We start from the raw sequence: 25,883 nt of genomic DNA on the forward strand, positions 1-25,883 counted from the left end.
TGAGAGAAACACCCCGCCATGCGGAGTCGAATGCTCGGGTGCGAGCCGGGCACTCGATAGTCTGGAGAGTGAAACTTCCCCATCCGATATGAAGTCAGCAGGTGACAGATGAGACGCATGCAACGGAATCCTCAGGTGCCCGTTACCGCCGCTCCTGACATCCGGGCTGCTTCGAAGGTGAATTCCACCGGCCCCATTCCGGGCATCACCGACCCCATTCCCACAGATCGTGACAACGCTGACATCGACTTCGCCGAGGCACCATCCTCTCCCCGTGCCGACGAGTCCCCCCTTGCCGACGAGCATGAGAACTCCCCCAGCACACTCACCGACTGCCCACCGTCGACGGTGACTGCACCGGGACCGCAATGGACGTCTGGAACCAACGGCGAAACGATTCCGGTGACTCACGGCGGTCGAACCTACAAGACCAAAGAAGGCGACACTCTATACGGAGTCGCCAGCAAACACGGCGTTTCCGTGCCTGCTCTGGCTGAGCTCAATCGCATTTCGCCGCGCCAGAATCTCCATCAGGGTCAGGTGCTGTCCCTGCCCGAGAAGAACGACCTGCCCGATACCGACCCTTCACATGTCGTCGCGCCGGGCGAAACGCTGCCCGGTATCGCCGCCAGACACCAGATGTCTCTCGGAGCGCTGCGTCGCGCAAATTCGATGGGTGGGGATTCCTTCCTCCAGGTGGGTGAACTGCTGCTGCTCAGAGATTCGACGGCTCGACGCCATCGCACGCCGCCCGTGCCTCCGACCGACATTCCGCGGGTCGCGACGAGCGCACAGGTCGAGGGCATTCGGCCCAATGTGCTTGCAGCCGCCCGTCTCAACAAGTTCACTCTTCTGCAACGAACTCACCCAGCACCGGCCCAGGCCCGAATCATCGTTGCGTCAATCGCCGAGGAACTCGGTGCCGACCCGGCACTCATGCAGGCTGTTGCCGCACAGGAATCAGGTTTCCAGCACACCACGGTCTCGGCTGGGAATGCCATCGGCATCATGCAGGTCACCCCTCGCTCGGGCAGATGGGCCAGCGACATCGTCGGACGCAACCTCGATCTGCTCGACATCGCCGATAACATCGTTGCGGGAACTGTCATCTTGGGGTGGCTGGTCGAAACTGCAGAGTCAGAGAACGACGCGCTGGCAGGCTACTACCAGGACCTGCGCTCCGTGAGATCCGAGGGACTGCTGCCTGAGACGAAGGCATTCGTCCGCAGCGTTCAAATGCAGCGACAGCGAATGCAGGAGGCGCTATGAGTGCCCGCACGGATCCGCTCATCGGCACTGTTCTCAATGATCGGTATCGCATCGATGGGAAGATCGCACGCGGTGGAATGGCCATGGTTTATCGCGGCACGGATCTGCGTCTCGACCGTGAGATCGCGATCAAGGTCATGCATGAACACCTCATCAGCGACGAGACCTTCGTCGAACGATTCCGGCGCGAGGCCATCAACGCCGGGCGACTGACCCACCCGAATCTTGTGGCCATACATGACCAGGCCCGCGACGGTGACACCGTCTATCTCGTCATGGAGTACCTGCCGTCGGTGACCTTGCGCCGTGAACTCAAGCACCGGGGCACCTTCACTCCTCGTCAGGCGATCGTCGTCCTGGATGCGATCCTCGCCGCACTCGAAGCAGTCCATTCCACGGGAATCATCCATCGCGATCTCAAACCCGACAATGTTCTCCTCGGCACCGACGGACAGGTCAAGCTCGCGGACTTCGGCCTGGCACGCGCTGTCACCACCGCGACCACGACAAAGACACTGATCGGCACCGTCGGATATGTGGCCCCCGAGCTCGTCACACGTGCGGGAGCGGATATCCGCACCGACCTCTACACGGTCGGCATCATGTTCTACGAGATGCTCACCGGGATGCAGCCATATACGGACGAAGTCCCGATCCAGGTCGCCTACCGCCACGTACACGATTCCGTACCACCCCCGTCTCACCAGATCACCGGCCTCAGCCCCCGCCTCGACGCACTGGTGCTGTGGGCGACGTCCAAAGATCCCGACGATCGTCCCGACGATGCCGCGGAATTCCGCCATGCCCTCGCCGAGGCTCGATCCGAGATGAGCGAAAGCGAACTCGACCTCGGCGACCCCAATGTCATACCGGGTGAGCACTCCTCCGAGCTGACAGCGAGCATCGATCTCGGAGCTGAAGCCCCGAAGGAGAAGCGATCGCGCACCGATGAGATTCCCTACCTGGAGAACGACGAAGACGAGGACAGCGAGGACGCCGAGGCGAACAGCTCCCATACCGATCCCGACCAGGAGTCTGCCGCAGTGGGGACCATCGCTGCGGGTGGGGCCGCAGGCGTCGGTGCGGGCGGCGCTGCTGCTGTTGTGCAGGCAGACGATGCCGGGCATCCTAACGATGGTGCGTCCCAGGAGAACATCGCTCACAGCGTCGAAGACGGAGCCGGCCACGACGAAGACGACTCCGATGACAAGGCCGCAGCTGCGGCCGCTGCAGGGACTGCCTCGGCGACTGCGGCACCGAACCGTCGACGCAGACGACGGCTGGCTACGACCATCGGAGCCGCGTTGCTCGTTCTCGCCCTTGTGGCCTGGCTGGTCATCGTGAACCTGCCCGCGCCTACCTCTATCGTTCCTGCTCAGCTGGCAGGCAAAGACCTTGACAAGGTGACCTCGCAGATTGAGGACAAAGGTCTCGATGCGCAGCCGAAGGAAGTCTTCGACGACAGCGTCCCGGCTGGTGTCGTCATCGGAACCGACCCGGTCGGTGGAGCCGAACTTGCCCCCGACTCGACCGTCACTGTGGTCGTGTCCAAGGGCGAAGAGATGTTCGCAGTTCCCAAGCTCGAGGGTCTCAGCGCCGATGACGCTGAGGCCGCGCTGAAGAAGGCAGACCTGAAACTTGGCAAGGTCGACAAGGAATACAGCGACGCCGTGGACAAGGACGACGTCATCTCAGCATCGAAGAAGTCGGGCGAGGAGCTGTCCAAGGACACCAAGGTGGACCTGGTGGTGTCCAAGGGCGTCAAACCGACCCCCGTGCCCAATGTTGAGGGCCTGACATTCGACGCCGCATATGCCACCTTGGCCAAACGCGGATTCCGTGTGGGCAAGGACGAAGTCTTCTCCGACGACGTTCCCAAGGGAAAGGTCGTCTCACAGTGGCCAAAGAGCTCCGAAGCGAAGCCCTATGACTCTCTCATCATCGTCCGCATCTCCAAAGGCAAGGAGAAGAAAGACGAGTCCAAGGACGACAAGAAGGACGAGAAGAAGAAGGACGAGTCCAAGGACAGCAAAAAGGACAAGGATACGAAGAAGGGCGACTGATCCGGTCGGTCAGAGTCCGACCCTGGTGCGGGTCTTTTCCTGAATCTGAATGACACCGGTGGCCGTGCGATCTGATCGCACGGCCACCGGTGTCATTGCTGTCTACAGAAGACGAGTCGAGGTCTGCCGACTGACTCTCACATCAGTTGCGACGAGTGAGGTACTCCGCGACCTGGAATGCCATCTCCAGTGACTGGTCGTGATTGAGGCGTGGATCGACGAGCGTCTCATAGCGACGGCGCAGGCCCTCGTCGTCGATCTCGGTCGCTCCGCCCATGATCTCTGTGACGTCGTCACCGGTGAGCTCGATGTGCAGTCCGCCCGGAATGGTCCCGGCATCCTGATGCGCGGTGAAGAAGCCTTCCACCTCGGCCATGACGTCTTCGAACCGGCGGGTCTTGTACCCGGTATTCGAGGTGATGGTGTTGCCGTGCATCGGGTCGCAGACCCAGGTGACGTGGGGCAGACGGTCGCCGATTCCGGCAAGCAGCTTCGGCAGCGCCTCGGTGATCTTCCCCGCACCCATGCGAGTTACGAAAGTCAGTCGGCCAGGCTCGGCCTCAGGGTCTAGCTTCTCAGCCAGCGCCAGAGCGTCATCGGCCGTAGCCGTCGGACCGAGTTTGACGCCGATCGGATTGCGGACCTTCGACAGGAAGTCTACGTGGGCTCCGTCGATGTCACGAGTGCGTTCGCCGATCCACAAGAAATGTCCGGACACATCGTATGCCTGGCCCGTGCGCGAATCGATCCGGGTCAGAGCGCGCTCGTATTCGAGCAGCAGCGCCTCGTGGGCGGCGTAGAACTCAGTGGTCTTCAACGCATCGAAGTCGGCTCCACACGCGTCCATGAAACGGATTGCCCGATCGATCTCGCGCGCAGTCTGTTCGTAACGCTGGTAGCCGGGGTTCGACGTCAGGAACCCGCGATTCCACTCGTGGACGAGTCGCAGGTCCGCGAAACCGCCCTGAGTGAAGGCACGAATGAGGTTGAGTGTGGAAGCGGAGACATGGTATCCCTGCAACAGTCGAGCAGGATCGTGACGGCGTGACTCCTCGGTGAATTCATAGCCGTTGACGATGTCGCCTCGGTACGAGGGAAGCGTGACACCATCCCGCGTCTCCATATCGGCGGAACGGGGCTTGGCGAACTGGCCCGCCATGCGACCGATCTTGACGACCGGCATCGAACCACCGTAGGTGAGCACCGCCGCCATCTGCAGCACGGTCTGAACTCTGGCCCGGATCTTATCGGCCTGAGCCCCAGCGAAGGACTCGGCGCAGTCACCACCGGCAAGGACGAAGGCCTCGCCGCGGGAGGCGGCCGCAATGCGCTGCTTGAGCACGTCGGCCTCGCCCGCGAAGATCAGTGGCGGAGAGCTGCTCAGGCTGGTCAGAGCATCATCGAGCGCCGGCCCGTCAAGATAGGTCGGCTGCTGCTGCGGATCCATCTCACGCCAATCGTCAAGACCGCTGAGATCGTTCGTGCCAGCTGGGGCGCTGTTCCTGTTGGCGAATACCGGATCGATATGGAAGCTCACAATCGTTCTTTCATGATGTTTCGGTGCCGGTTTCGAAGTCCTCGGCGGAGACGTTGTCGAGGAAGTCCCGGAACTGGGCCACTTCCTCTTCGTCAGCCGCGGGTGCTTCGATTCCGGCGTCTTCGAGAAGTTCGGAGTCGACGTATACGGGGCACTGGGCCGTGAGGGCAAGGGTCACCGCGTCGGAGGGGCGCGCCGAGATCGACTTTCCATCGTTCGTATGAAGTTCGGCCAGGAATACCTGCCCATCGCGGCCGGTGATCGTGACATCGGCCAATGACGCTTCATATGCTTCGAGGGTGTCGAGCAGCAGCGCGTGAGCCATCGGTCGCGGCGGGGTCAGGCCCCGTTGCGCAATCGAGAGCGCATTCGCCTCGATGGCGCCCACCCAGATGGGCAGATAGTAGGCAGGCTCAGTTGCTTTGAGCAAAAGGATCGGCTGGTTGGCCGGCATTTCGATGCGAACACCAACAACCTCAACTTCGACGTTTGACATTATCCCCCGGTCAGGAGCGCGGACGCTGCTGGAAAATCATCCGGAACTTGCCGATCTGCACATCGGCTCCGTTCTGCAGTTCAATGGAATCGATCAGCTGACGGCCTACATAGGTTCCGTTGAGCGAACCTGTGTCGCGAAGCGTGAATCCGCTCGGAGTGCGAATGAATTCGGCGTGCTTACGCGACACTGTGACATCGTCAAGGAAGATGTCAGCGTTCGGGCTGCGCCCCACGGTCACCACATCGGTGTCGAGCAGAATCTGCGAACCAGAATCCGGGCCCGAAACGACAACGAGAAGCGCATCCGTCTCCTGCAGACCTTCAAGATCAGGCACTGGGTGGATCTCGCCGGTATGCGGATCCAGAATCCCTTGGAACTGCTGGCTGCCGGAATCGCTGGAGACCGGCCCGTCGTTGCGGTACTGCTGTCCCTGACTATTGCCACTGTGCGGATCCTGACTCTGATTGCCGTACTGCGGCTGATTCCCCTGAGGCGGGTACTGGCCCTGATCCTGCTGATACTGAGGCAACTGGTCCTGCTGACCGTTGTCGTACTGGCCGTCTTGCCCCTGGTTCTGCGGGGCAGAGTATTGGCCCTCTCCGGACTGCTGAGCGCTGTTCTGCTGCGGGGCACTGCCGTACTGCGGCGCCTGCGGCCCGTCGTTCACCGGCTGCTGGCCGTGGGGAGGTGTCACCTGCGGAACTGGTCCGCCCTGTGGCTGCGGCGGCGCATAGCTCTGCTGGCCGTTGCCTTGGCTGCCTCCGCCGGTCTGACCGTCAGGGTCAACCTGCGGGTTGTGGCGTGTCTCCGGGCCCGTGCCCTCGTCACCATTGCCGGCACCGAACGGAAACTTCTTCGACTGCGGCACCTGACCATTGTCATACCAGGACTGCGAGGGATTCGGACGACCTGGATCGTTATTCTGCGACATTACGCCTCCTCGCTCCGAATGAACTCTTGGTACTGTTCGCTGTCCAACAGCGCATCAACTTGCTCTGGATCACTGAGTTCGACGAGATACATCCATCCGTCCTGGAACGGGGAGGTATTCACGGCCTCAGGAGCGTCATCGAGTCCCTCGTTGACTTCCGTGATCGAACCGGACACGGGCGCAATGAGATCGGACACGCTCTTCGTGCTCTCAACCTCGCCACAGGATTCTCCAGCAGTGGTCTTATCGCCGACATCAGGAAGATCGACATAAACGACGTCACCCAGCTGTTCCTGGGCAAAATCAGTGATACCCACACGGACAACTGCATTATTGTCCGTGGTCTCGACCCATTCATGGTCGCGCGAGTATCGCAAGGACACTGGATAATCCAGGTTCGCCATGTCGACTCCTCTTAGCTTGTTGGTCCTCCAAGCATAGCCGCCTGAGGTGGTTTCATAACAATCACGAAACAGAAATGTTACCGATCCTCGGGACCGGCCCAGGCTCGCACCCGCCTCTCACGTGACTACCTGGGATGATACCCGTTTTTTCAAGGTCACGAAACGCAATTTTGGCACTTCGCGAAGGATCGTTATAGGCTGGGTCTCGTTGCTTTCCGAAGCAGCACGGAAACGGGCTATAGCGCAGCTTGGTAGCGCGCTTCACTGGGGGTGAAGAGGTCGTGGGTTCAAATCCCGCTAGCCCGACCGTGTGATGTGTCGCGACATCGTTCACTCGATGTCGCGGCACATTTCTCATTTCTGGCCCGAGACTGTCGCACGACATCGTTCCGGTTTTTACGTTGGTGTCTTGCGTCATCGTTCCTCTCATGTCTGTCGACATCGTTGATTCCCTGTTTTTCACCGTCCTGCAGTGGCCCGCGGTGCCAGGCCCTCAGCGCAAAGTGCCGAAGCTGGCGATGATTCCGACCAGTGTCACGCCTGCGGCCCTCCACACAGCCGGAATATGGGCAGCGGCTCCGAGTGCCCCTGGAACCAGGGTCGCCGACCAGTTTGCTTGCGATGTCCTCGACTGCCGTTCCGCAGATTGCGACGACCAAAGGCAGCGTTGCAAACAGGATCGGACGTTTTACACCGATTCGCGCCGCGACTGAAGGCTCGCTGACGCCATCCACGGCGTCATCTTCAGTGCCCGTTCCCAGGCAGTTGTTGCGCGGGGCCGCGTCTCCGATCAGCCAGCGGGCTGACACGATCACGCTGAAAGACACCACCGCAATCAGGGCCATTTGGGTCCTCATGTCCACGCCGTTCTGTGCCACATCCACAACGGCATCGAAGAAGCCGATGACTCATTCGCCAGGCTCGTTCGTGCGGTCGATCGAGCCTGCCCTCTTCTCCGCCTCAAGTCTGCCTGCACGCATATTCAGTCCGGCTCGGCCGAGCACGAGGAGAGTCAGCAGCACGCCGAGCAGCTTCCACCAGACGCCATCCGCCATGAACAGCAGCACCATGGCAGCCAGGGCCGGGAGAAGGTGAGTCATCGACCAGCCGACGTAGCCACCGAAACTGGGCATCTCCACGTCCGCCGAGTCCGCAACGGCCTTCACCATGAAATTCGGCCCATTGCCGATGTAGGTGATCGCCCCACCCATGACCGCGCCCAGGGACAGCGCGATCAACAGAGTCTCTGCCACCCCGGCAACCCGTGGCTCCCCCGGCACCTGAGCAGCCATTTCGAAGAAGGTCACATATGTCGGAGCATTGTCGAGCACCGAGGAGAGGCCACCGGTGAATACGAACAGATAGATCTCATTGAGCGGTATCCGATGCGCGATCTGACCGAGGTAGGCCAGTGCGGGCATCATCGTGAGGAAGATACCGATGAACAGTGCTCCAACTTCCAGAATCGGGGTCCACGTGAATCTGTTGAGGTTGAAGCGGGCACCCTGATCTCCGAAGAGGAACGATGCGAGTGCTGCGGTGAGCATCACGACCTCACGCCAGGGAACGTACTGGGGCAGGCTCGCATGCCCGGATTCGACTGCATGCATGTCGATCGAGGGGATGAACGCGACGGCGATGATGATGACGACGAGGAAGGCGAGTCCACTCGCCCCGCGCAGCCCTAGTTTTATGACGTGCTTCGCATCGGTCGCCAGCGCCTCGGCGGGCTCCTTCGCGTACATCTTGCGATCCAGTCCATAGAAGCTGATCAGGAGCAGTGTATTGACGAACAGCCAGTAGGGCCACAGTCCGAAGGTCCATTCGAAGGGGACCCCGCGCAGCATTCCGAGGAACAGCGGCGGATCGCCCAGCGGAGTCAAGAGCCCACCGCAGTTGGCCACAATGAAGATCGTGTAGATGACGGTGTGGGTCCGATGCCTGCGGTCCTGGTTGGTGTTGAGGATCGGCCGGATGAGGAGCATCGCCGCTCCGGTAGTGCCTATGAACGATGCCAGCGCTGCACCGATCGCTAAAAAGATCGTGTTGTTCTTCGGCGTTGCTTTGATATCGCCGACGAGGAAGATTCCACCCGAGGCGACGAACAGGCTGCCGACCAGGACGATGAACTGGAAGTATTCCACCAAGGCATGGGAGACAGCGGAACCGGCTCCGCCGAGGACGAACCACACGGCGATGGGAACACCGAGCACGAGGGCCACGGTGAGCTTGACGAGGTTGCGGTCCCAGATCTTCTCAGTGGCCGGAATGAGCGGTAAGACCGCTATGCAGGCCAAGAGCAGAACGAACGGGAGGATACTCCACCAGGCAACAGCCATCCGGCGGTCCCTTTCTCATGATGGTGACGACGAGTTCCACCCAGCTCGTCGACGACGGCGTGGCCCTACTCTACTGACATTCGGTCCAATCCCTCCTGCGGTGGCCCGGCCCATTTCTCGCACAGTCGCGTGCGCAGCAGCTTGTCAGTGGAATACCCTGGGGTGGCGTTCATCGACATCACATTCGCACCGTGTGCCCAATGACATCCTCAGGAGGAGACCCACGTGCCTCAGAACGACCCATCCCCCGATGGCAGACTGCACGGTCGAGAACGGGTGAACTCCCGTATCGTCGGAATCTCACTGGCCGCCGCGCTGGGCGGGTTCCTCTTCGGCTTCGACACGGCTGTCATCAACGGCGCCGTCGACGCCCTGGCAGAGGAGTTCGCCCTCAGTGCTGGGCTGAAGGGCTTCGCAGTCTCCTCGGCGCTGCTGGCGTGCGCACTCGGAGCCTGGTTCGCCGGCACTCTGGCCAATCGCTACGGCAGACTCCCCGTCATGGTCGTCGCCGCGGTTCTGTTCTTCGTCTCTGCCATCGGTTCGGGCCTGGCCTTCGGCGTCACGGATCTCATCATCTGGCGCATGGTCGGCGGACTCGGCGTAGGTGCCGCTTCCGTCATCGCTCCTGCCTACATCGCCGAGGTGTCGCCCGCCCGGGTGCGCGGTCGCCTCGGGTCACTGCAGCAGTTGGCGATCGTGACCGGAATCTTTGCAGCACTGCTGTCGAATGCGCTTTTGGCGTCGCTGTCCGGTGGGGCCGCCGATGTGCTGTGGTTCGGAATCGAGACCTGGCGCTGGATGTTCATGATCGAAACGCTGCCCGCTCTGGTCTACGGACTCATGGCGCTCGGGCTTCCGGAATCCCCACGGTTCCTGGTGGCCCGCGGCAGAGAGGGTGAAGCCACGCGAGTCCTGCGTGACTTCACCGGGGTCACCGACACCGATTCCCTCATCGAACGGATCCGCGACTCGATCCGGCGGGAAGACAAAGAGTCATTCAGAGACCTCATCGGCAAACGGTTCGGCCTTAAGCCGATCGTGTGGATCGGAGCCCTGCTGTCTGTCTTCCAGCAGTTCGTCGGCATCAACGTCATCTTCTACTATTCGACGACGTTGTGGAAGTCGGTCGGATTCGACGAATCAAGTGCCCTTCTCACCTCGGTCATCACTTCTGTGACGAACATCGTCGTGACGATCGTGGCGATTCTTCTCGTCGACAAGGTTGGGCGTCGGAAGATGCTGCTGGCCGGTTCATTCCTGATGGGAATCTCACTGGCGATGATGGCGGTGTCATTCTCGTTCGCGGAACTCGCCACCGCTTCCGATGGCACCACCAGTGCCCAGTTGGATGCGCCGTGGTCGATCATCGCGCTGATCTCAGCGAATGTGTTCGTCGTCGGGTTCGGCACCACATGGGGCCCTCTGGTGTGGGTGCTGCTGGGCGAGATGTTCCCCAACCGGATCCGTGCCGGTGCCCTGGCTGTGGCTGCCGCGGCCCAGTGGATCGCGAACTTCGCCATCTCGACGACGTTCCCGATCTTCTCCGATATCAGCCTGACCTTCGCCTACGGCTTCTACGCCTTCTTCGCGATACTCTCGTTCTTCTTCGTCTGGTGGAAGGTGCCCGAGACGAAGGGAATCGAGCTGGAAGACATGACGGAAGATCTCACCGCGCGTCCACGCGACTGACTCCGCTGAGGCTGTCCCGGGCGCAGTCGATCACGCCGAGGCTGTCCCGGGCGCAGTCGATCACGCCGAGGTTGTCCATAACAGGACAGGTCACGCCGTGCCGTGGGCTGCGGGCTCGGTCCGCTCGTCCTTCTTCTTCAACCCGATGAACAGCCCGGCGATGGCAAAGACGAAACAGGCGCCCAGTCCGATCGTCAGTCCAGGCTCGACTTGGTAGGCGGTTGTCAGGGCCTTGAAACCGATGAGTCCGACCGTCGAATAGATCAGGGCCCACAGCGACCCGCCGACAAATAGAGCCGGAAGATAGCGACGGTAGCTCATGCCGCTGGTTCCAGCAGCCAGGTTGAGCACGGTCTGCACCCCGATCATGAGGAAGCTCACGGCGATCACTGGTGCGCCGAAACGCTCGATCATCGCCTCAGCCTTCCGGTACTTCGGGCCGGACATGATCGTGTTGATGCGTTCGATCCTTCGAATGCCCCTGCGCGCCAATCGCCCCAGGAGGAAGGTTCCGCCCGCGCGGGCCAGAATGATGCCGAACAGAATGAGCCACGTGACGGCAATGGGAAACGACCAGTTCAAGGGGTTCATCGCGAATCATCGCCCCTGCCTCTGGCTATGCCTCTGCTGTTGGCACTGGCACTGCACGGAAGGTTTCGATTGCTCACGCCATGATTGTACGCCAGGTGAGGTTAGTCTGCCCTCACCTGGCGTCCTCTCACGCTCTCATCCACAGGCGTCCGGCCGGTCTCTTCAGACGAGTTCGCCGCCCAGGTGCACTGAACTTACTCGGGACTCGATCCCTCTGACGTCTTCGGTGCTGAGGTCACCGTCGATGACCACGAGGTCGGCGAGCGCCCCCTCATCGATCCGGCCGACGTTATCGTGGCCCAGCAGTTCCGCCGCGACGGACGTCCCGGCTGCCAGTGCTTCGGTGGTGGAGAGGCCGACCCCGGCGAGGAGGCTGATCTCTTCCAGGTTCTCACCGTGGGGGCCGACACCAGCATCGGTGCCCATCGCGATTCGCACCCCCGCCTCATAGGCCTTCGCGATCGACGCATAGTGCGCCTCGACCACCGAGTGTGCCTTGTCGACCACGGCCTGGGGCAGAGCCGAACCTGCCTCGGCGGCCTTGATCACTGCCTGCGGCGCCTGCAGGGTCGGGACGAGGAAGGTGCCGTTGTCGAGCATCAGGTCGATGGCTTCGTCGTCGAGGTAGATGCCGTGTTCGATGGAACGCACTCCTGCACGTACCGCGTTCTTGATTCCAGGTGCGCCCTGCGCATGGGACATGACGTGCGCGCCTTGGGCGGCCGCCTCGGCGACGATGACGGCGATCTCCGCCTCGGTGAACTGAGAGTGCCGGGGATCGTCACGCGGCGAGAGCACTCCACCTGTCGAGCAGATCTTGATGTGATCGGCTCCGGCTCGCAACAGTTCACGGGTCTTGCGCTGCACGCCCTCGAGCCCGTCGGCAACACCTGAGGGCCGGCCCGGATGCGGGGCGAGGAACGGTGATTCGGCACCCGAAACCAGGTGGAAGTCGCCATGCCCGCCCGTCTGGGACATGATGTTCACCGCAATCGACAGACGAGGCCCACGGACGATTCCCGTCTCGATGGCAACCTTCGCGCCGAGGTCGGTGCCACCGGCATCGCGCACGGTGGTCACACCGCCCTTGAGTGTCTTCGCCATATTGTCGACGGAGTTGTAGAACTGCAGCGAGAACGGATCATGGAACGACGAGGTGTTGCCGGCCCCCGTGCTCATCAGATGCACGTGGCAGTCGATGACGCCGGGAATGATCGTCTTGTCCGCACAGTCGATGTAGGTGTCGCCGGCATCGTGTGAGCCCTGTCCGCCCTCGGTGACCGCGGAGATCACTCCCCCGTCGACGACGATATCTCGCAGCCCCGCCAGGAACCTGGTTCCGTCGAAGACCTTGGCATTCTTGAAGACTGTGACCATTGGCGTTCTCCTCATCATTGAAAATCGTGCGGGTGACGTGCTTCATGCCCGTGGTTCAGCTCTATCACGGTCATCTGCGTCTCGTCATGCTCTGATCCAGAATAGTGAAGCACTGGCCTGACAGTGAAGCCGTTCACGGTCCGAGATGAGGACTTCACGCGAGTGCCCGAGCTGATGAACGCCGTGATCTCAGCGTGGCTATCGGCCGATAGCTGCACGAAGAAGCGCTGCGCGAGCCCCCTCAGCTATTTGAGCGACTTGACGAGGATGTCGGAGTCCCCACTGCGTCCGACAGCAGCGAAGCCTCGGTCCTGGTAGAGGCGTGCTGCCCCGTTTCCGTCCTCGACCGAGAGGCTGACGGCGGGAAACCCGCTCATCCTGGCCAATGTGCACACTGCGTCGAGGAGCATGCCGCCGATGCCCTGAGACTGATGGTCGGGCAGGACAGCCAACGACAGCTCGGGAATGCCTGCCGCCACCCAGCCATACCCGGCGAACTGGGACCCCTCCGCTGTGGGCTTCTCGCCTGCGGTGGTGGGCTCGCCTGCGGTGGTGGGCTCGCCTACCGCAGCGACGTCACCAGGTGCAGTGTCGTGACTCGAGCTTGTGACCACGGCATCGACCGCAGCCAGACGCAGCCACGCGAGACCGACGATGTCCGGGGCCGAATCTTCGGCGGAGGAGGCCTTCTCGACGCGTGAGCTGTCGCCGAATGCGTCTTTTGCAGCTGTCGCCGCATCGCTGCTGTCTTCGGCATCGGGTTCCACGGCATGTGCTGCCACTGCGATGTCGCCGCTACGGCCCCAGTCCTTGAAGTAGAAGGCGGCATCGTCGCGCTTGAGGAGCTCGTCGAGCTCGACTCGAGGCTTGTCCATCGACCAGTTGAAGCACAGCTCGAGGAAGGGCAGGAACACCTCGTCCGGGGTCTCGTCACTCAGCGGGCGGATCCGTGATCTGAGTTCGGCCCGTCGACCCACCTCGGCGGAATCCTGGTTCTGACGTTCGTTCATGAGGTTCCTTTCTCGACCGCACGAGCGATCCATCTGCGGTTGCGCACGCGCCATCCCAATGTCAGGGCCCGGAGACCGACGAAGCCGATGCAGAACGCGGCCCATAGCCCCAGAGCACCGGGCCAATAGAGGACAACCGGAATCAGCAGAATCGCATATCCGCTCACAGCAGCCAATTGTGCCAGAGCAAGATACCTGGCGTCCTCGGCGCCCATGAGGACTCCGTCGAGGACGAAGACATAGCCGGCGATGGGCATGCTCAGGGCGAGCACGGGCAGCAGACTCGTCATCAGTGCGACGACCTCCGGGTCCGAAGAGAAGCCGCGGGGGATGATTCCGGCACCAGCTAGGAGGATGAGACCGACGACGATCCCGAAGACGATGCCCCACAGACACAGCCTGCGGTTGATCGCGGCCACTGCCTCGACCTTGCGCGCGCCCAACTGCAGTCCGATCAAGGCCTGACCGGCAATGGCCAGTGAGTCGAGGGCGAGCGCGAGGGAGAAGAAGATGCTCTGTGCGACTTGGATCGCGGCGAGTTCGGCCGTTCCCATAGCCGTGGCGAGGAAGACGAGGATGATCAGAGCCGCGCGCAGGGAGGCATTGCGCACCAACAGCCACCCGGAGGTCTTCGCCGAGGAGAGCACCCCCGCCCAGTCTGGCCGGAATGTGGCGTGGAATCGTCGTGCCGCCCTGATCGAGATCGCTACGTAGACGGAGCACATCCCCGCTTGGGCGATGACTGTTCCCAGAGCCGAGCCTGCGACCCCCATATCGAGGCCGTAGATGAAGAACGCATTCAGTCCGATGTTGGCGATGCATCCGATTGCCGCCACCAAGAGAGGTGTGCGCGTGTCCTGAAGCCCGCGCAGGAGCCCGGTGGCGGCGATGACGACGAGCATGAAGGGCAGGCCCCACCAGGAAATGGCGAGATAGGAGTGCGCACCCGCAGCGATGTCGGCACCGGGCCCGAAAGCGGCGATCAGCTGCTTGAGCAGAGGCAGTCCGATGGCCAGCAGCACGACCGAGGTGCACAGAGCGAGCCAGATCCCGTCGAAGCCCGCGTTAATGGCGCCGGGGCGGTCTCCCGCACCCATGCGCCTGGCGACCCTTGGCGTGGTGGCGTAGGCGAGGAAGATCATCAGTCCGAGGACGGTCTGCAGAATTGTCGACGCGATCGCCAACGATCCCAGAGCACCAGCACCAAGATGGCCGACCATGGCCGTGTCGGAGAGCAGGAATATGGGTTCGGCAATCAGCGCTCCGAGGGCCGGAAGTGCCAAACGGAGAATGTCTTTGTCGATCGCTGCCACGGATCGAGTCTAACGAATCGCTGGCTCTCCTCCTCATGTCAGTGGCGGATGAGATCATATGACAACAAAGACGATATTTGATCACGCTAGAGGCTACATGGACTTCCATCCTGTGTCCTGATGATCGAAATATTCCTCTGATCTATTATAAAATCATCGATTTCCCTCTGTTATTCGAATATCTATAGCCTTCAGTTCTATTCTTAGTTATACTTTGAATAGTTGCTCGCGCCATCAAACAGACTCCACGAAGCGGTGGAGAGGAGGCAACGCGATGAAGCACATGAACGACGACAGTTCGCACTACCGTGTGCGCTCGGACGGCTCGCGCTCGTCAGCCTTCAGCGGCCGTTGCCTCGATATCGACGAAGATTCGCCATTCAACGATCTGTCAGCTGTCTACGCGTGCAGCGACCAGGCACAGTTTGCGGCTCTGGACGCAACCAGCGGCATCTTCGTCCGAGAGGTTGCGCATTACCTCGGCCTTGCCGGACCTGACCTGACGATTCCATACGACTTCGCACCACTTGCGGAGACCGTGCGCCGACGCAGCGGCCGCAAACGACGCAACGGCACTTCGGCCACGAGTACCAGCGACAGCGCTGGTTACGGTGAGAACGCCGATCACGAGACTGCTGCGCCCATAGGCGGGCACACTCCCACCTCGAGCCGCAAGAAGGACCGCGGAGCGGGGCGAAGGATGCGCCGTGAACAGCGGGAGGCTCGAGAACACCCCGAGCAGCTGCCGGACTTCCCTGCATTCAGCCCCACGTCGACGTTCAACGGTTGGACACATCAATACGCTTGGGCTGAAGACATCAGCGAGTACTCGGCGCTTCTCGGTGCCACCACGTCTGGAGCCTATAAGCACATCACCTCTGCGATGACACTGGTACACGGGCTTCCGAAGTTCCACCAGCGGTGCAGCGACGGCGACTTCACCATTGAACATGTGGCATTCGTGACCCGTCGCTGCAGGGACGTCGCGTTCAGATACCTACCGAGCATTGATGACTATTTGGCCGACAGGCGTGCAGACATCACAATCGAAACGTTCAAACGCTCTCTGACGCTGAAGATCGCAGCGACCCAACCAGCAGAGGAGACGCTTGAGAAGGTCGCAGTCCGCCGCCGGGTCGACATCAGCACGGGTGACGACGGGACCGCTTACCTCACCCTCACCGGTCCGGCCCCAGAACTCCACGCCTGCTATAGAAGGGTCGAAGCATTCGCTCGAGCCGTCTACAAGGGAAACACTGCTGCATTCGGCGACCAGCTCATGCCCGGGGAGTCATTCGACGACGATCGCGGCATCGATGCGCTCATGCTCGACATATTCACTCGCACCCGACCACAGCTGAAACTTCGGATCACCAGCAACAACACCACAACGGGCGACACGTCGAGCACCGACTTCTCAATCGATGGTCTGTTCGCGGGACCTGACGGTGTCCCCATGTCTCCCGAGGAATCTCTGCTCGATTACATCGAACGAACCTTCGGCCAAATGGGCGACGAGGCTTCAGCAGCGGCCGACGCAGAAGGGCAGGGGCAGGCTGCGCCCGACTACTGGTTGCGCGACCCACGGTTCTTCGAAGCGCTGAAGAACAGCCGACCAGCTCCCGGTACAGCCTCCCGACCGCCGGGGTCGGACCCCCATGCACCATTCGGCACTGGTTCTTCGCCCCCGGATGACGGGTCATCGTGCGCAGTCAGCTACGAGGTCCTCCTCGACATGCCCACCCATGAATATTGGCTCTCCCATCAGGCTCGGACGACGATCACCGTCCCTATGTTCACGCTGCTCAGCCAATTCCTCCGCACCTCAGGTGACGATGCGAGCACAGCAGCTGTCCGGGCACCCGAGACAGAAACGCACTCAGAAGGCCCAACGGCAGAGGCTGAAGAAGAAACAGGGACAAACGGAAAGGCGGAGGCGGCGGCGTGGACAACGGCATCATCAGCAAACACGGCTGACAAGCAGTGGGCCGACGCAGATGTGTGCGATTTGGCCGGAATGCTTCCGGACGGCTCCCCTCTTCCAGCCGACATGGCGCGCAGGCTTGCCGGATATGCATCGACCTGGACAAGAATCCTCACGGATCCAGCGACCGGCACTCCCCTCGATGCGAAGGCAACCAGCTACACGATCCCCAACAGCATTCGCCAGCCCCTCTCAGCCCAGTGGATGAACTGCACCATGCCCGGATGCATCCGTCGTGCCGAGGCTACCGAGGTCGATCACATCATTCCCTTCGACCACGACAGCCCAGAAAGCGGCGGGGCCACTCGATTCGGAAACCTTCATCATCTCTGCAAGCAACATCACCAGGCGAAGACAGACCGGAAGTTCTCAGTCAGAATGACCGAACCTGGGCGACTCGAATACACCTTCAAACACGGAATCACCACCGAGGTCATGCCACCCGACAACCCGATCAACGTCGAGCACGCCAAACTCTTCCTCAAGTATTTCGCTACACCACCGCCCCAACCGACTGCTCCCCCACCGACAGCTCCCCCACCGACTGAACCGCCGACTGCACCACCGACTGAACCGCCGACTGCACCACCGACGGTTGTGCCCCCGACTGCACCGTCCCCGGCGGGAGCTGCCCCTTCTGGCACGGAGGCTGTCCCTTCTGGCACGGAGGCGGTCCCGAGTAAGAAGGAACGACAGAGGAAACAGGCGAAGGCAGAAGAAAAGCCGTCGACCGTACAGTCAGAAACTGCACAGTCGACGACTGATCCCGCCGGAGGCAATCAGTGCCCCGGATGGGTCGAATACGTCGACCCCTTCTCTCGCCAACCCGAGCAGAACGCGAAACTGTGGTTCTGGGACTCGGGTGAACAGCCACCCTTCTGATGGCGCAGCCGACTCTGTTGTGACAACAGCCTCAGAAGTTTCAGCCAGCGATACTGGCTCAGCAGATCTCGAAGAGTCCTGCGGCGCCCTGACCGCCGCCAATACACATAGTGACGACTACATACTTGACTCCGCGGCGACGCCCCTCGATGAGGGCATGGCCGACCAGACGAGCACCGGTCATTCCGTACGGGTGACCGACCGAAATGCCTCCACCGTCGACGTTGTACTTCTCAGGATCAATCCCCAAACGCTCACGGCAGTAGAGAGCCTGCACAGCGAATGCTTCGTTGAGCTCCCACAGCCCGATGTCATCGATCGAGAGTCCCTGCGCCTTGAGCAGCTTCGGAATCGCAAAGACGGGCCCGATCCCCATTTCGTCAGGATCACAGCCGGCCACGGCCATTCCCCGATAGATGCCCAGCGGTTCCAGACCGCGCCGACTCGCCTCATCACCCGACATCAGCACCGACGCAGAAGCACCGTCAGACAGTTGTGAGGCGTTGCCCGCGGTGATGCTCGGAACCTTCGATGCATCGCCGGGCTTGAGCACAGGGTTCAAACCCGCCAAACTCTCCACAGTCGTCGATGGGCGGTTCCCCTCGTCGCGGTCAAGAGTCACCTGCTGGGTCGACGATTCCTTCGTCTCCTTGTCGACGACGATCTTCGTCGTCGGCAAGGCCACGATCTCATCGTCGAACCGGCCGGCCTCCTGAGCAGCTGCGGTCCTCTGCTGCGAGGACAGCGAGTATTCGTCCTGCGCTTCACGACTGATGCCATACCGCTCGGCAACCACCTCGGCGGTGGCGAGCATCGGGTAGTAGATTCCGGGAACATGTTCGACCAGCCACGGGTCCTGCGCCCGGTACATGTTCATCTTGTCGTTCTGCACCAGCGACACCGACTCGACGCCGCCGCCGACTGCAATCTCCTGACCGTCGAAGAGGATCTGCTTCGCTGCGGTCGCGATTCCCATCAGTCCTGAGGAACACTGACGATCGATCGTCATGCCGGGAACGGTTGTGGGAAGTCCCGCTCGGAGTGCCGCCTGGCGGGCGATATTGGTGGACTGACTGCCCTGCTGGAGAGCTGCACCGAGGACGACGTCGTCGACCTCGCCGCCTTCCAGACCAGCCCGTGAGACCGCGTGGGAAATGGCGTGGCCCGCCAGCTCTTGGGCCTGAGTGTTGTTGAACGCCCCTTTGTACGCCTTTCCGATCGGAGTTCTGGCGGTGGAGACGATGACTGCTTCGCGCATGACGTGCCTTTCTTCAGTGAGATGCGCCGGACCTGAGTTCGCCGCGATGATGATGGAACCAGAATTCGCTGCTGGTCAGTCCTTCGGTCCGCCGGCCACGTAGATGACCTGCCCGGAGACGAAGCCGGCCCCCTCGGACGCGAGGAATGAGGCTGTGTGTGCAATGTCTTCGGGTTTTCCCGTACGCGCCACAGGAATCTGTCCGACTCCTGCTGCGATGAAGTCCTCATAATTCACACCCATCCGCTCAGCGGTGGCTTTGGTCATGTCGGTTTCGATGAGACCGGGTGCAATCGCATTGGCCGTGACACCGAACTTGCCGAGCTCGATCGACCACGTCTTCGTCATTCCCTGGATCCCTGCCTTGGCCGCAGAGTAGTTCGTCTGACCACGGTTGCCCTGTGCGGATGTCGACGACATCGACACGATGCGGCCGAATTTCGCTTCGACCATGTATGACTGAACGGCCTTTGTCATCAGGAATGCTCCGCCGAGGTGAACAGAGAGGACCTTCTGGAATTCCTCATGGGTCATCTTGAACAGCAGATTGTCCCGGAGAATGCCGGCGTTGTTGACAAGGACAGTCGGAGCACCGAGAGTCTCTGCGACAGTCTTCACGGCGGATTCGACAGAAGCCTCGTCAGAGACATCAGTCTCGACCCCCAGCCCTTTCATACCTGCAGATTCGACAGCCCTGACCGAGTCTTCGGTGGGGCCCATGTCGAGGATCGCGACGTTCATTCCGTCCGATGCCAGGCGCTGGGCGATGGCGGCTCCGATGCCGCGGCCGCCACCAGTGACGATTGCTGTCCGAGTCATGACGATTTTCCTCCGAGGTGATGGTTCGTGATTGGGCTGCGACGAGAGTGACCTGGATCTCACCTCCCGCAGCTTCCACCATAGACCACAAAAGTAACTGAACGATTGTTTGCTCAGAAATTGGGATCTTGAATCCCGGCCGACTTCGCCAGATGCCGCCACACGGGGTACACCAGACCGAACGGAGACTAAGTCCAGACCAAACATCGACGACGGGAAAGAGAATTGCCAGAGATATCGACACTGAGATTGACATCACATTTGATGATGGATAAGTTCCTCTCTAAGCCTCAATCGAATATTCGTTCAGATTGGCTTCGGGGTTCTGCTCAGGCATCCCGACAACCTTGAGCAACGCTGCTGCTCAGCTTCACTTTTCAAAGGAGAAAAGATGACCTCAATCCCCCGAAGGGCGAGCCGTCCCGTGCTTGCCACCGCCGTCATCAGCACATTCGCACTGGCTCTCGGCGCCTGCGGTGGAGGTGGTGAAAGCGGTGACTCCGGCGGCGACGGCTCGGTCGTCATCGGCTATACCGGCCCCCTGAGCGGCGGTGGCGCGTCCTACGGGGAGAATGTCCAGACGGGCCTCCAGATGGCAGTCGATGATCTCAACGAGGATGGACTCGAGGTCGACGGGAAGAAGGTCACCATCGAGCTCAAGTCCCTCGATGACAAGTACGCGCCGTCCACCGCAGCCAGCAATGCCCAGCGACTGGCTGACCAGGACAAAGCACCCGTTGTCGTCTCCCCCAACGCCGGCGCGATCAAAGCGATCCAGCAGATCAACGACGGTCGGTCCAAATTCATGATCTCCGCGTACACCTCGGATCCTGCGATCGTACAGTCCGATAACCCGCTGACGATGATGATTCCGCCGAACTTCGAGTCCTATGCCAAGCCGTTCACCGAACAGGGAATGAAGCACGGGGGCAAGAAGCTCGCGCTGCTCGGCACGCAGAGTGAGTACGGTCAGCAGTGGACGAAGGCGATCACGGACGAGTGGAAGAAGGCTGACGGCAAAATCGGCGCAGACAACAGCGTTGACTACGCCACTGTGTCGGACTTCGCTGGGCCAGTCTCGAAGGCCCTGTCTGAGAAGCCCGACAGCATCTTCGTCGGTGGCCCTTCCCAGCCGACCGCGCTGATCATGGAAGAGGCGAAGAAGCAGGGCTTCGAGGGCAGCTTCCTCGTGATGGACCAGGCGAAACTCGACGAGATGGCAACCGTGACCAAGATCAAGAACCTGACGAACTCCGTCGGCGTTCTTCCTGTCAAGGAATACGACGACCCCGGCAACAAGGACTTCATGAAGAGTTTCGCGGAAGTTGCCGGCGATAAGAAGGTGGCGACCAGCGAGACTGCGCTGAATTATCAGGGTATCGCTATCATCGCCAAGGCAATGGAAGTCGCGGGGACTACCAGTGATCCCGAGAAGATCCGTGCTGCCGTGCCCGACGCACTGAGCAAGGTCGACGACAAGTACAAGGTCAACGGCTTCCCGACCGAAATCACAGATCAGGGACATCTGATGAATCCTGATTTGGAGGCCACCTACTTGGACAAGGACGAGAAGTACACGAAGGTACCCATCGAACAGGTATCCGACGCCAAATAGTCACCATCGTCGGCGCTTCCCACAGCGGGGTATGAGCTTCATGCCCCGCTGTCGCGCCGTCTGACGTCCTGTGAGGAATCACTTCATGACACTTTTCATCCAACAGCTCTTCAACGGCGTTGCACTCGGCGGTGTGTACTGCCTTGCCGCCATCGGTCTGACCTTGGTCTTCGGCGTTCTGCGCATCCCCAACCTCGCGCACGGCGCGCTGTACATGCTCGGCGCCTATGTCACCTACTTCTTTCTGACCACGGTCGGCGTGCCCTATGTGGCTGCCATCGGCCTTGCAGCGCTCGTCCTGTTCGTCCTCGGCGTGCTACTCGAACGCTTGGTCTTCCACCCTCTGCGCAACTCACCCCACACTCACCACATGATTGCAGCCATCGGCGCCATGTTCTTCTTCCAGGCCGTCGCACAGGCAATCTGGGGTGCTGACTTCAGGCGGATGGAGACACCGATCTCCGGAAGCCTACATATTCTGGGCGCACAGATCTCCGCGCAGCGCATCGTGATCATCGTGACTGCAGTCGTTGTGCTCGTCCTGCTGACATGGTTCATCAAGCGCTCCATCCATGGTCAGACGATCGAAGCCATCGAGCAGGATCGGACCGGATCGGCTCTGGTCGGAATCAACCCGGCTATGGTCTCGATGCTCACCTTGGGACTGTCGGCGCTTCTGGTCACAATCGCAGCCGGCCTCGTGTCTCCCATCAACCTCCTCTCCCCCACCATGGGCGACTCGCTCAACCTCAAGGTGTTCGCGATCATCATCCTCGGCGGACTCGGTTCACTGCCAGGTGCCATCGTCGGCAGCTTCGCGCTTGCGATCGCAGAGACGATGACATCGACGTACATCTCCTCGGCCGTCGGCGAGGCCGTGGCCTTCGTCGTTCTGGTGGCGGTGCTGGCGATCAGACCCACAGGCCTGTTTGCAAAGGCGGTGCAGCGATGAGTGCACTGAAGAATCCTCGGATCCTCGGAACTTTGGCCGTGCTTCTCGTCATTGCCCTGACACCGGTGGCATTCGGCGATGAGAACTACATCATGCGAGTGATCACCGTCGGTCTGTGCTCGGCGATCGCGGTCTACGGGATGAACATCATCCTCGGCTTCACAGGGCAGCTGTCTCTGGCCCAGGGCGGCTTCTTCGGCATCGGAGCATACGCAGTCGGCTTGCTGACGACCGATTTCGACTGGTCGTTCTGGCAGGCTTTCCTCGTCGGTGTGGTCGGCACTTCTGCCATCGGCTATCTGTCCGGACTGATCGCCCTGCGCACGAAGGACGAGTACTTCGCCATCTTCACGATGGCCATCGGCTTCATCATCTACCTGACCATCAGCCGTTGGGAGGCAGTGACGCACGCCCATTCCGGGGTGAACAATGTGAAGTTCCCCGAGGCGGGAGACATCGTGGACTTCAGCAATCCGACGGCGATGTTCTATCTCGTCTTCGTCATCCTGCTGATCTGCGTCTACATCACCTACGCGATTCGTCGCTCAAGCGTTGGGCGCACTCTGCTGACGATTCGAACCAGCGAAGACCTTGCCGATGCGATCGGTGTCAATGTCGGGCTGAGCAAGCAACTCGCCTTCGCCGCATCAGCATTCTTCGGCGGCATCGGCGGTGGCCTCTATGCCTCAGTGGTCGGCTTCATCGGCCCCGATGCGGCAACCGTGGACAAGACCTTCGAGTTCCTGATGTTCATCCTGGTCGGAGGGATGGGCACTGTCGCTGGGCCGCTGGTGGGCACCATGATTGTGACCTTCCTGTTCGAGTTCTTCCAGGACTTCCAGGCTTACCGGTTCATCGTGCTCGGCCCCATCATCATTGCTCTGGTGATCTTCGCACCCCGCGGAATCGTGGGGTATCTGGGAGAGTTCATCGACAAGCGAGCTCGAAAGCGACGAATCGGCTCCGCCCGCAAGGATGGGCCTGCCCGGACCGACGACTCTGCCTGGGCAGACGACTCTGTTCGCGCTGACAACGCTGATCGCAGGGAAGGTACTGCCGACATCACCACCACCGAGGAGAATAAGTGATGCTGCTCGAAATTCGAGGGCTCGGGAAGCGCTTCGGCGGGCTCGATGCTGTGAAGAACGTCGATCTCGATGTGCAGGAAGGACAGGTCACCGCTGTGATCGGCCCGAACGGTGCCGGCAAGTCAACGCTGTTCAACCTCATCCATGGGTTCTATCGCCCCACAGCTGGGACCGTGTCCTTCAACGGTCGTGATATCACCCAGTCGTCTCCGCACAACTCGGTCAAAGGAGGAATCGCGCGAACTTTCCAGACGACTCATCTCTTCGACGATTCCACACTGTTGGAGAACGTGTTGGCCGGCCGGATCGTGCGTTCCAAGTCCAATGTGTTCGATGCGATCTTCCACACTCCACGGCATCGACGCGAATCCGCGCTCAACCACGACAAGGCGCTTGAGGCGCTCGAATTCTGCGGTGTCGGCGAATTCCGTCACGATCTCGCGTCCAATGTGCCTCAAGAAGTGCAGAAGCGCACGGCTGTCGCCATGGCGTTGGCGACCCAACCAGAGCTGATACTCCTCGATGAACCGGCTGGAGGCATTCCCGAGGAAGAGACAACGGACTTCGGCAACCTCATTCGTTCTCTGCCCAATCGCGGGGTGTCGGTGCTGCTGGTTGAACACAAGATGTCGATGATCATGGACCTGGCGGACACGATCCTCGTCCTCGATCACGGTCAGAAGCTGGCGATCGGCTCCCCCGCGGAGATTCAAAGCAACCCGGACGTGATTCGTGCCTACCTGGGATCGACCAAGGATGAGGAGAGCTGATGCTTTCTCTGGAGAACATAAGCGTCGGCTATGACGCGACTGACGTGCTTCACGGGGTGAGCATCACTGCCCAGCCCGGTGAGCTGACAGTGATCCTCGGAGCGAACGGCTCTGGAAAGACCACGTTGTTCAAAACCATCAGCGGACTTCTGCGAACTCGTACGGGAACGATCGAATACAACGGGCAGGCGATCCAACGAACGCGCCCAAATGCCATCGTCAAGCGCGGCATCGCACATTGCCCAGAGGGACGGCATCTGTTCGGGAAGATGTCGGTGGAGAAGAATCTCCGGCTGGGCACGTACCCGCACAGGGACCGCACCCGCACCGAGGAGATCCTGAGCGAAGTACTCGAGCTGTTTCCCATCCTGAAGGAGAAATCGGCGCAGCCAGCAGGCTCACTCTCAGGCGGACAGCAGCAGATGGTGGCAATCGGCCGTGCACTGATGTCAGACCCCAGCCTGCTGATCTTGGACGAACCATCTATGGGACTGGCTCCCCTGGTTGTCGAACAGGTGCTCGAGTCGATTGCACAGATCAACCGGAACGGAATCGGCGTGCTGCTCAGTGAGCAGAATGCGAAGGCTTCGCTGGCCATCGCTCACCGCGGATATGTGCTGGCAGAAGGTCGTGTGGTGCTCGCCGATGATGCCGACAATCTGCTCGACAACCCCCAGGTGCAGGCAGCCTACCTGGGACTGTGAGCGTCTAATGCGCGAATAGCCCGTGTGCTCCTCCGCCTGTGGTGCCTCGCTATGGTGACGAGGCACCACAGGTCGAAGAACCGCTGATGCTCATTCGAAGCGTGAGACGTCTCCGGCCCCGACGCGTGCGACCTCTGGCTCTCGACCGGTGAAGTCGATGACGGAGGTGGGGACGGTTCCCGGCACTCCGGACTCGATGACCACATCCACATCGTTGCCGATCTGCTCGACGACATCATCAGCCTGGGTCAGCGGGTCCTCGGCGCCGGGCAGCAGCAGGGTCGATGACAGGATGGGTTCGCCCATTGCTTCAACGAGCGCCAGAGCTGTCACATTCTGTGGGATCCGCGCACCGACCGAGTGCTTTTTGGCGTGCATCATGCGACGTGGGACTTCCTTCGTCGCCTTCATGATGAACGTGTAGGGCCCCGGGGTCATCGACTTGATGACCCTGAAGTCAGAGTTGTCGACGATGACGAACTGTCCCAACTGCGCGAAGTCGTGGCACATCAGAGTGAAGTGATGTTTCGAGTCCAACTGTCTGATGCGGGTGATCCGCTCGATCCCGGCCTTGTTGTCCAAGGCGCAGCCCAACGCATAGCACGAGTCCGTGGGGTAGGCGATCAGTCCGCCGTTCCGCAGAGTCTGCACGGCCTTCTCGATCATTCGGTTCTGTGGGTTCTCAGGATGCATATTCAGTAGTGTCGCCATACCTCATGCTAACCACTCACAGCGCACGAGGCGAGAGGCGTTGCGTAATCGATCCGACAATTATTCGCCCACGCACCT

General features: G+C 60.9%; 21 protein-coding genes and 1 tRNA gene. 10 read left to right on the top strand and 12 right to left on the bottom strand.

The genetic code is table 11. The annotated features are described in order from the left end of the window. Positions 1–117: 117 nt before the first annotated feature. Complete coding sequence (locus AAFP32_RS09815; RefSeq protein ID WP_350268981.1) at positions 118–1,269, top strand: lytic transglycosylase; 1,152 nt, start codon at positions 118–120, stop codon at positions 1,267–1,269. Beyond that, positions 1,266–3,332 (top strand): protein kinase domain-containing protein, encoded by a 2,067-nt coding sequence (locus tag AAFP32_RS09820; RefSeq protein WP_350268982.1) that lies wholly within the window; start codon positions 1,266–1,268, stop codon positions 3,330–3,332. The genes AAFP32_RS09815 and AAFP32_RS09820 overlap by 4 nt, the downstream gene beginning before the upstream one ends. Before the next feature lie 142 nt (positions 3,333–3,474). Here the strand turns inward: AAFP32_RS09820 and AAFP32_RS09825 are convergent, their stop codons facing one another. From AAFP32_RS09825 to gcvH, 4 genes are read right to left on the bottom strand one after another with little or no spacing between them, the layout of a single operon-like run. Beyond that, a complete protein-coding gene (locus AAFP32_RS09825; RefSeq protein ID WP_350268983.1) occupies positions 3,475–4,869 on the bottom strand; it encodes a class II 3-deoxy-7-phosphoheptulonate synthase in 1,395 nt (464 codons plus the stop codon). 10 nt (positions 4,870–4,879) lie between these two features. Beyond that, positions 4,880–5,365 (bottom strand): bifunctional nuclease family protein, encoded by a 486-nt coding sequence (locus AAFP32_RS09830; RefSeq protein WP_350268984.1) that lies wholly within the window; start codon positions 5,363–5,365, stop codon positions 4,880–4,882. A 10-nt stretch (positions 5,366–5,375) separates the two neighbouring features. Beyond that, on the bottom strand, positions 5,376–6,299 hold the full coding sequence (locus tag AAFP32_RS16690) for an FHA domain-containing protein (protein ID WP_420883370.1): 924 nt from the start codon (positions 6,297–6,299) through the stop codon (positions 5,376–5,378). Further along, on the bottom strand, positions 6,299–6,703 hold the full coding sequence (gcvH, locus tag AAFP32_RS09840; RefSeq protein WP_350268985.1) for a glycine cleavage system protein GcvH: 405 nt from the start codon (positions 6,701–6,703) through the stop codon (positions 6,299–6,301). Before gcvH ends, AAFP32_RS16690 begins: the two co-directional genes overlap by 1 nt. Before the next feature lie 232 nt (positions 6,704–6,935). Here gcvH and AAFP32_RS09845 point away from each other — a divergent pair. Beyond that, a tRNA-Pro gene (locus AAFP32_RS09845) sits at positions 6,936–7,009 on the top strand. Between the two features lie 602 nt (positions 7,010–7,611). Here the strand turns inward: AAFP32_RS09845 and AAFP32_RS09850 are convergent. Next, positions 7,612–9,042: a sodium:proton antiporter gene (locus tag AAFP32_RS09850; protein ID WP_350268986.1), complete on the bottom strand. Its 1,431-nt coding sequence runs from the start codon at positions 9,040–9,042 to the stop codon at positions 7,612–7,614. 288 nt (positions 9,043–9,330) lie between these two features. Between AAFP32_RS09850 and AAFP32_RS09855 the strand changes: the two genes are divergently transcribed. Further along, positions 9,331–10,731: a sugar porter family MFS transporter gene (locus AAFP32_RS09855; RefSeq protein WP_350271486.1), complete on the top strand. Its 1,401-nt coding sequence runs from the start codon at positions 9,331–9,333 to the stop codon at positions 10,729–10,731. A gap of 90 nt (positions 10,732–10,821) precedes the next feature. On the opposite strand, the gene AAFP32_RS09860 is transcribed toward AAFP32_RS09855, so the two are convergent. The 4 genes from AAFP32_RS09860 to AAFP32_RS09875 form a co-directional block, all read right to left on the bottom strand. Further along, positions 10,822–11,322: a DedA family protein gene (locus tag AAFP32_RS09860; RefSeq protein WP_350268987.1), complete on the bottom strand. Its 501-nt coding sequence runs from the start codon at positions 11,320–11,322 to the stop codon at positions 10,822–10,824. Positions 11,323–11,484: 162 nt separating this feature from the next. Next, positions 11,485–12,699 (bottom strand): amidohydrolase family protein, encoded by a 1,215-nt coding sequence (locus AAFP32_RS09865; RefSeq protein ID WP_350268988.1) that lies wholly within the window; start codon positions 12,697–12,699, stop codon positions 11,485–11,487. Between the two features lie 245 nt (positions 12,700–12,944). Further along, the gene (locus AAFP32_RS09870; RefSeq protein WP_350268989.1) at positions 12,945–13,709 is read right to left on the bottom strand and encodes a GNAT family N-acetyltransferase; all 765 of its coding nucleotides are present in this window, start codon (positions 13,707–13,709) and stop codon (positions 12,945–12,947) included. Continuing rightward, positions 13,706–15,022 carry an MATE family efflux transporter gene (locus AAFP32_RS09875; protein ID WP_101618435.1) on the bottom strand — a complete coding sequence of 439 codons (1,317 nt, stop codon included), beginning with the start codon at positions 15,020–15,022 and terminating at the stop codon, positions 13,706–13,708. Before AAFP32_RS09875 ends, AAFP32_RS09870 begins: the two co-directional genes overlap by 4 nt. Before the next feature lie 274 nt (positions 15,023–15,296). Here AAFP32_RS09875 and AAFP32_RS09880 point away from each other — a divergent pair, with 274 nt between their 5' ends. Further along, a complete protein-coding gene (locus tag AAFP32_RS09880) occupies positions 15,297–17,888 on the top strand; it encodes an HNH endonuclease signature motif containing protein (protein WP_350268990.1) in 2,592 nt (863 codons plus the stop codon). A gap of 58 nt (positions 17,889–17,946) precedes the next feature. Here AAFP32_RS09880 and AAFP32_RS09885 read toward each other — a convergent pair whose 3' ends face one another. Together AAFP32_RS09885 and AAFP32_RS09890 are read right to left on the bottom strand one after the other, a co-directional pair. Then, positions 17,947–19,146 (bottom strand): acetyl-CoA C-acyltransferase, encoded by a 1,200-nt coding sequence (locus AAFP32_RS09885; RefSeq protein WP_350268991.1) that lies wholly within the window; start codon positions 19,144–19,146, stop codon positions 17,947–17,949. A 75-nt stretch (positions 19,147–19,221) separates the two neighbouring features. Then, a complete protein-coding gene (locus AAFP32_RS09890) occupies positions 19,222–19,965 on the bottom strand; it encodes an SDR family oxidoreductase (RefSeq protein ID WP_101618433.1) in 744 nt (247 codons plus the stop codon). 391 nt (positions 19,966–20,356) lie between these two features. Here AAFP32_RS09890 and AAFP32_RS09895 point away from each other — a divergent pair, with 391 nt between their 5' ends. The 5 genes from AAFP32_RS09895 to AAFP32_RS09915 all read left to right on the top strand — a co-directional run bounded on the left by AAFP32_RS09895 (position 20,357) and on the right by AAFP32_RS09915 (position 25,094). Then, positions 20,357–21,580 (top strand): ABC transporter substrate-binding protein, encoded by a 1,224-nt coding sequence (locus AAFP32_RS09895; protein ID WP_101618432.1) that lies wholly within the window; start codon positions 20,357–20,359, stop codon positions 21,578–21,580. An 85-nt stretch (positions 21,581–21,665) separates the two neighbouring features. Beyond that, a complete protein-coding gene (locus tag AAFP32_RS09900; protein WP_101618431.1) occupies positions 21,666–22,532 on the top strand; it encodes a branched-chain amino acid ABC transporter permease in 867 nt (288 codons plus the stop codon). Further along, complete coding sequence (locus tag AAFP32_RS09905; RefSeq protein WP_233429187.1) at positions 22,529–23,620, top strand: branched-chain amino acid ABC transporter permease; 1,092 nt, start codon at positions 22,529–22,531, stop codon at positions 23,618–23,620. Before AAFP32_RS09900 ends, AAFP32_RS09905 begins: the two co-directional genes overlap by 4 nt. Beyond that, entirely contained in the window at positions 23,620–24,390 is a 771-nt protein-coding gene (locus AAFP32_RS09910) for an ABC transporter ATP-binding protein (protein ID WP_350268992.1), read from the top strand. Before AAFP32_RS09905 ends, AAFP32_RS09910 begins: the two co-directional genes overlap by 1 nt. Beyond that, a complete protein-coding gene (locus tag AAFP32_RS09915; protein WP_350268993.1) occupies positions 24,390–25,094 on the top strand; it encodes an ABC transporter ATP-binding protein in 705 nt (234 codons plus the stop codon). The genes AAFP32_RS09910 and AAFP32_RS09915 overlap by 1 nt, the downstream gene beginning before the upstream one ends. A gap of 90 nt (positions 25,095–25,184) precedes the next feature. Here the strand turns inward: AAFP32_RS09915 and AAFP32_RS09920 are convergent, their stop codons facing one another. Then, the gene (locus tag AAFP32_RS09920) at positions 25,185–25,805 is read right to left on the bottom strand and encodes an L-threonylcarbamoyladenylate synthase (protein WP_350268994.1); all 621 of its coding nucleotides are present in this window, start codon (positions 25,803–25,805) and stop codon (positions 25,185–25,187) included. Between the last annotated feature and the right edge of the window lie 78 nt (positions 25,806–25,883).

It is taken from the genome of Brevibacterium sp. CBA3109 (assembly GCF_040256645.1).
Taxonomy (GTDB): domain Bacteria; phylum Actinomycetota; class Actinomycetes; order Actinomycetales; family Brevibacteriaceae; genus Brevibacterium; species Brevibacterium koreense.

Excerpts from the sequence above, each read along its gene's own strand:
- AAFP32_RS09885 (WP_350268991.1), bottom strand. The coding sequence starts at position 19,146 with ATGCGCGAAGCAGTCATCGTCTCCACCGCCAGAACTCCGATCGGAAAG.
- AAFP32_RS09890 (WP_101618433.1), bottom strand. The coding sequence starts at position 19,965 with ATGACTCGGACAGCAATCGTCACTGGTGGCGGCCGCGGCATCGGAGCC.
- AAFP32_RS16690 (WP_420883370.1), bottom strand. The coding sequence starts at position 6,299 with ATGTCGCAGAATAACGATCCAGGTCGTCCGAATCCCTCGCAGTCCTGG.
- AAFP32_RS09850 (WP_350268986.1), bottom strand. The coding sequence starts at position 9,042 with ATGGCTGTTGCCTGGTGGAGTATCCTCCCGTTCGTTCTGCTCTTGGCC.
- AAFP32_RS09920 (WP_350268994.1), bottom strand. The coding sequence starts at position 25,805 with ATGGCGACACTACTGAATATGCATCCTGAGAACCCACAGAACCGAATG.
- AAFP32_RS09830 (WP_350268984.1), bottom strand. The coding sequence starts at position 5,365 with ATGTCAAACGTCGAAGTTGAGGTTGTTGGTGTTCGCATCGAAATGCCG.
- AAFP32_RS09820 (WP_350268982.1), top strand. The coding sequence starts at position 1,266 with ATGAGTGCCCGCACGGATCCGCTCATCGGCACTGTTCTCAATGATCGG.
- AAFP32_RS09905 (WP_233429187.1), top strand. The coding sequence starts at position 22,529 with ATGAGTGCACTGAAGAATCCTCGGATCCTCGGAACTTTGGCCGTGCTT.
- AAFP32_RS09910 (WP_350268992.1), top strand. The coding sequence starts at position 23,620 with ATGCTGCTCGAAATTCGAGGGCTCGGGAAGCGCTTCGGCGGGCTCGAT.
- AAFP32_RS09900 (WP_101618431.1), top strand. The coding sequence starts at position 21,666 with ATGACACTTTTCATCCAACAGCTCTTCAACGGCGTTGCACTCGGCGGT.
- AAFP32_RS09895 (WP_101618432.1), top strand. The coding sequence starts at position 20,357 with ATGACCTCAATCCCCCGAAGGGCGAGCCGTCCCGTGCTTGCCACCGCC.
- AAFP32_RS09865 (WP_350268988.1), bottom strand. The coding sequence starts at position 12,699 with ATGGTCACAGTCTTCAAGAATGCCAAGGTCTTCGACGGAACCAGGTTC.
- AAFP32_RS09870 (WP_350268989.1), bottom strand. The coding sequence starts at position 13,709 with ATGAACGAACGTCAGAACCAGGATTCCGCCGAGGTGGGTCGACGGGCC.
- AAFP32_RS09915 (WP_350268993.1), top strand. The coding sequence starts at position 24,390 with ATGCTTTCTCTGGAGAACATAAGCGTCGGCTATGACGCGACTGACGTG.
- AAFP32_RS09815 (WP_350268981.1), top strand. The coding sequence starts at position 118 with ATGCAACGGAATCCTCAGGTGCCCGTTACCGCCGCTCCTGACATCCGG.
- gcvH (WP_350268985.1), bottom strand. The coding sequence starts at position 6,703 with ATGGCGAACCTGGATTATCCAGTGTCCTTGCGATACTCGCGCGACCAT.
- AAFP32_RS09880 (WP_350268990.1), top strand. The coding sequence starts at position 15,297 with ATGAAGCACATGAACGACGACAGTTCGCACTACCGTGTGCGCTCGGAC.
- AAFP32_RS09860 (WP_350268987.1), bottom strand. The coding sequence starts at position 11,322 with ATGAACCCCTTGAACTGGTCGTTTCCCATTGCCGTCACGTGGCTCATT.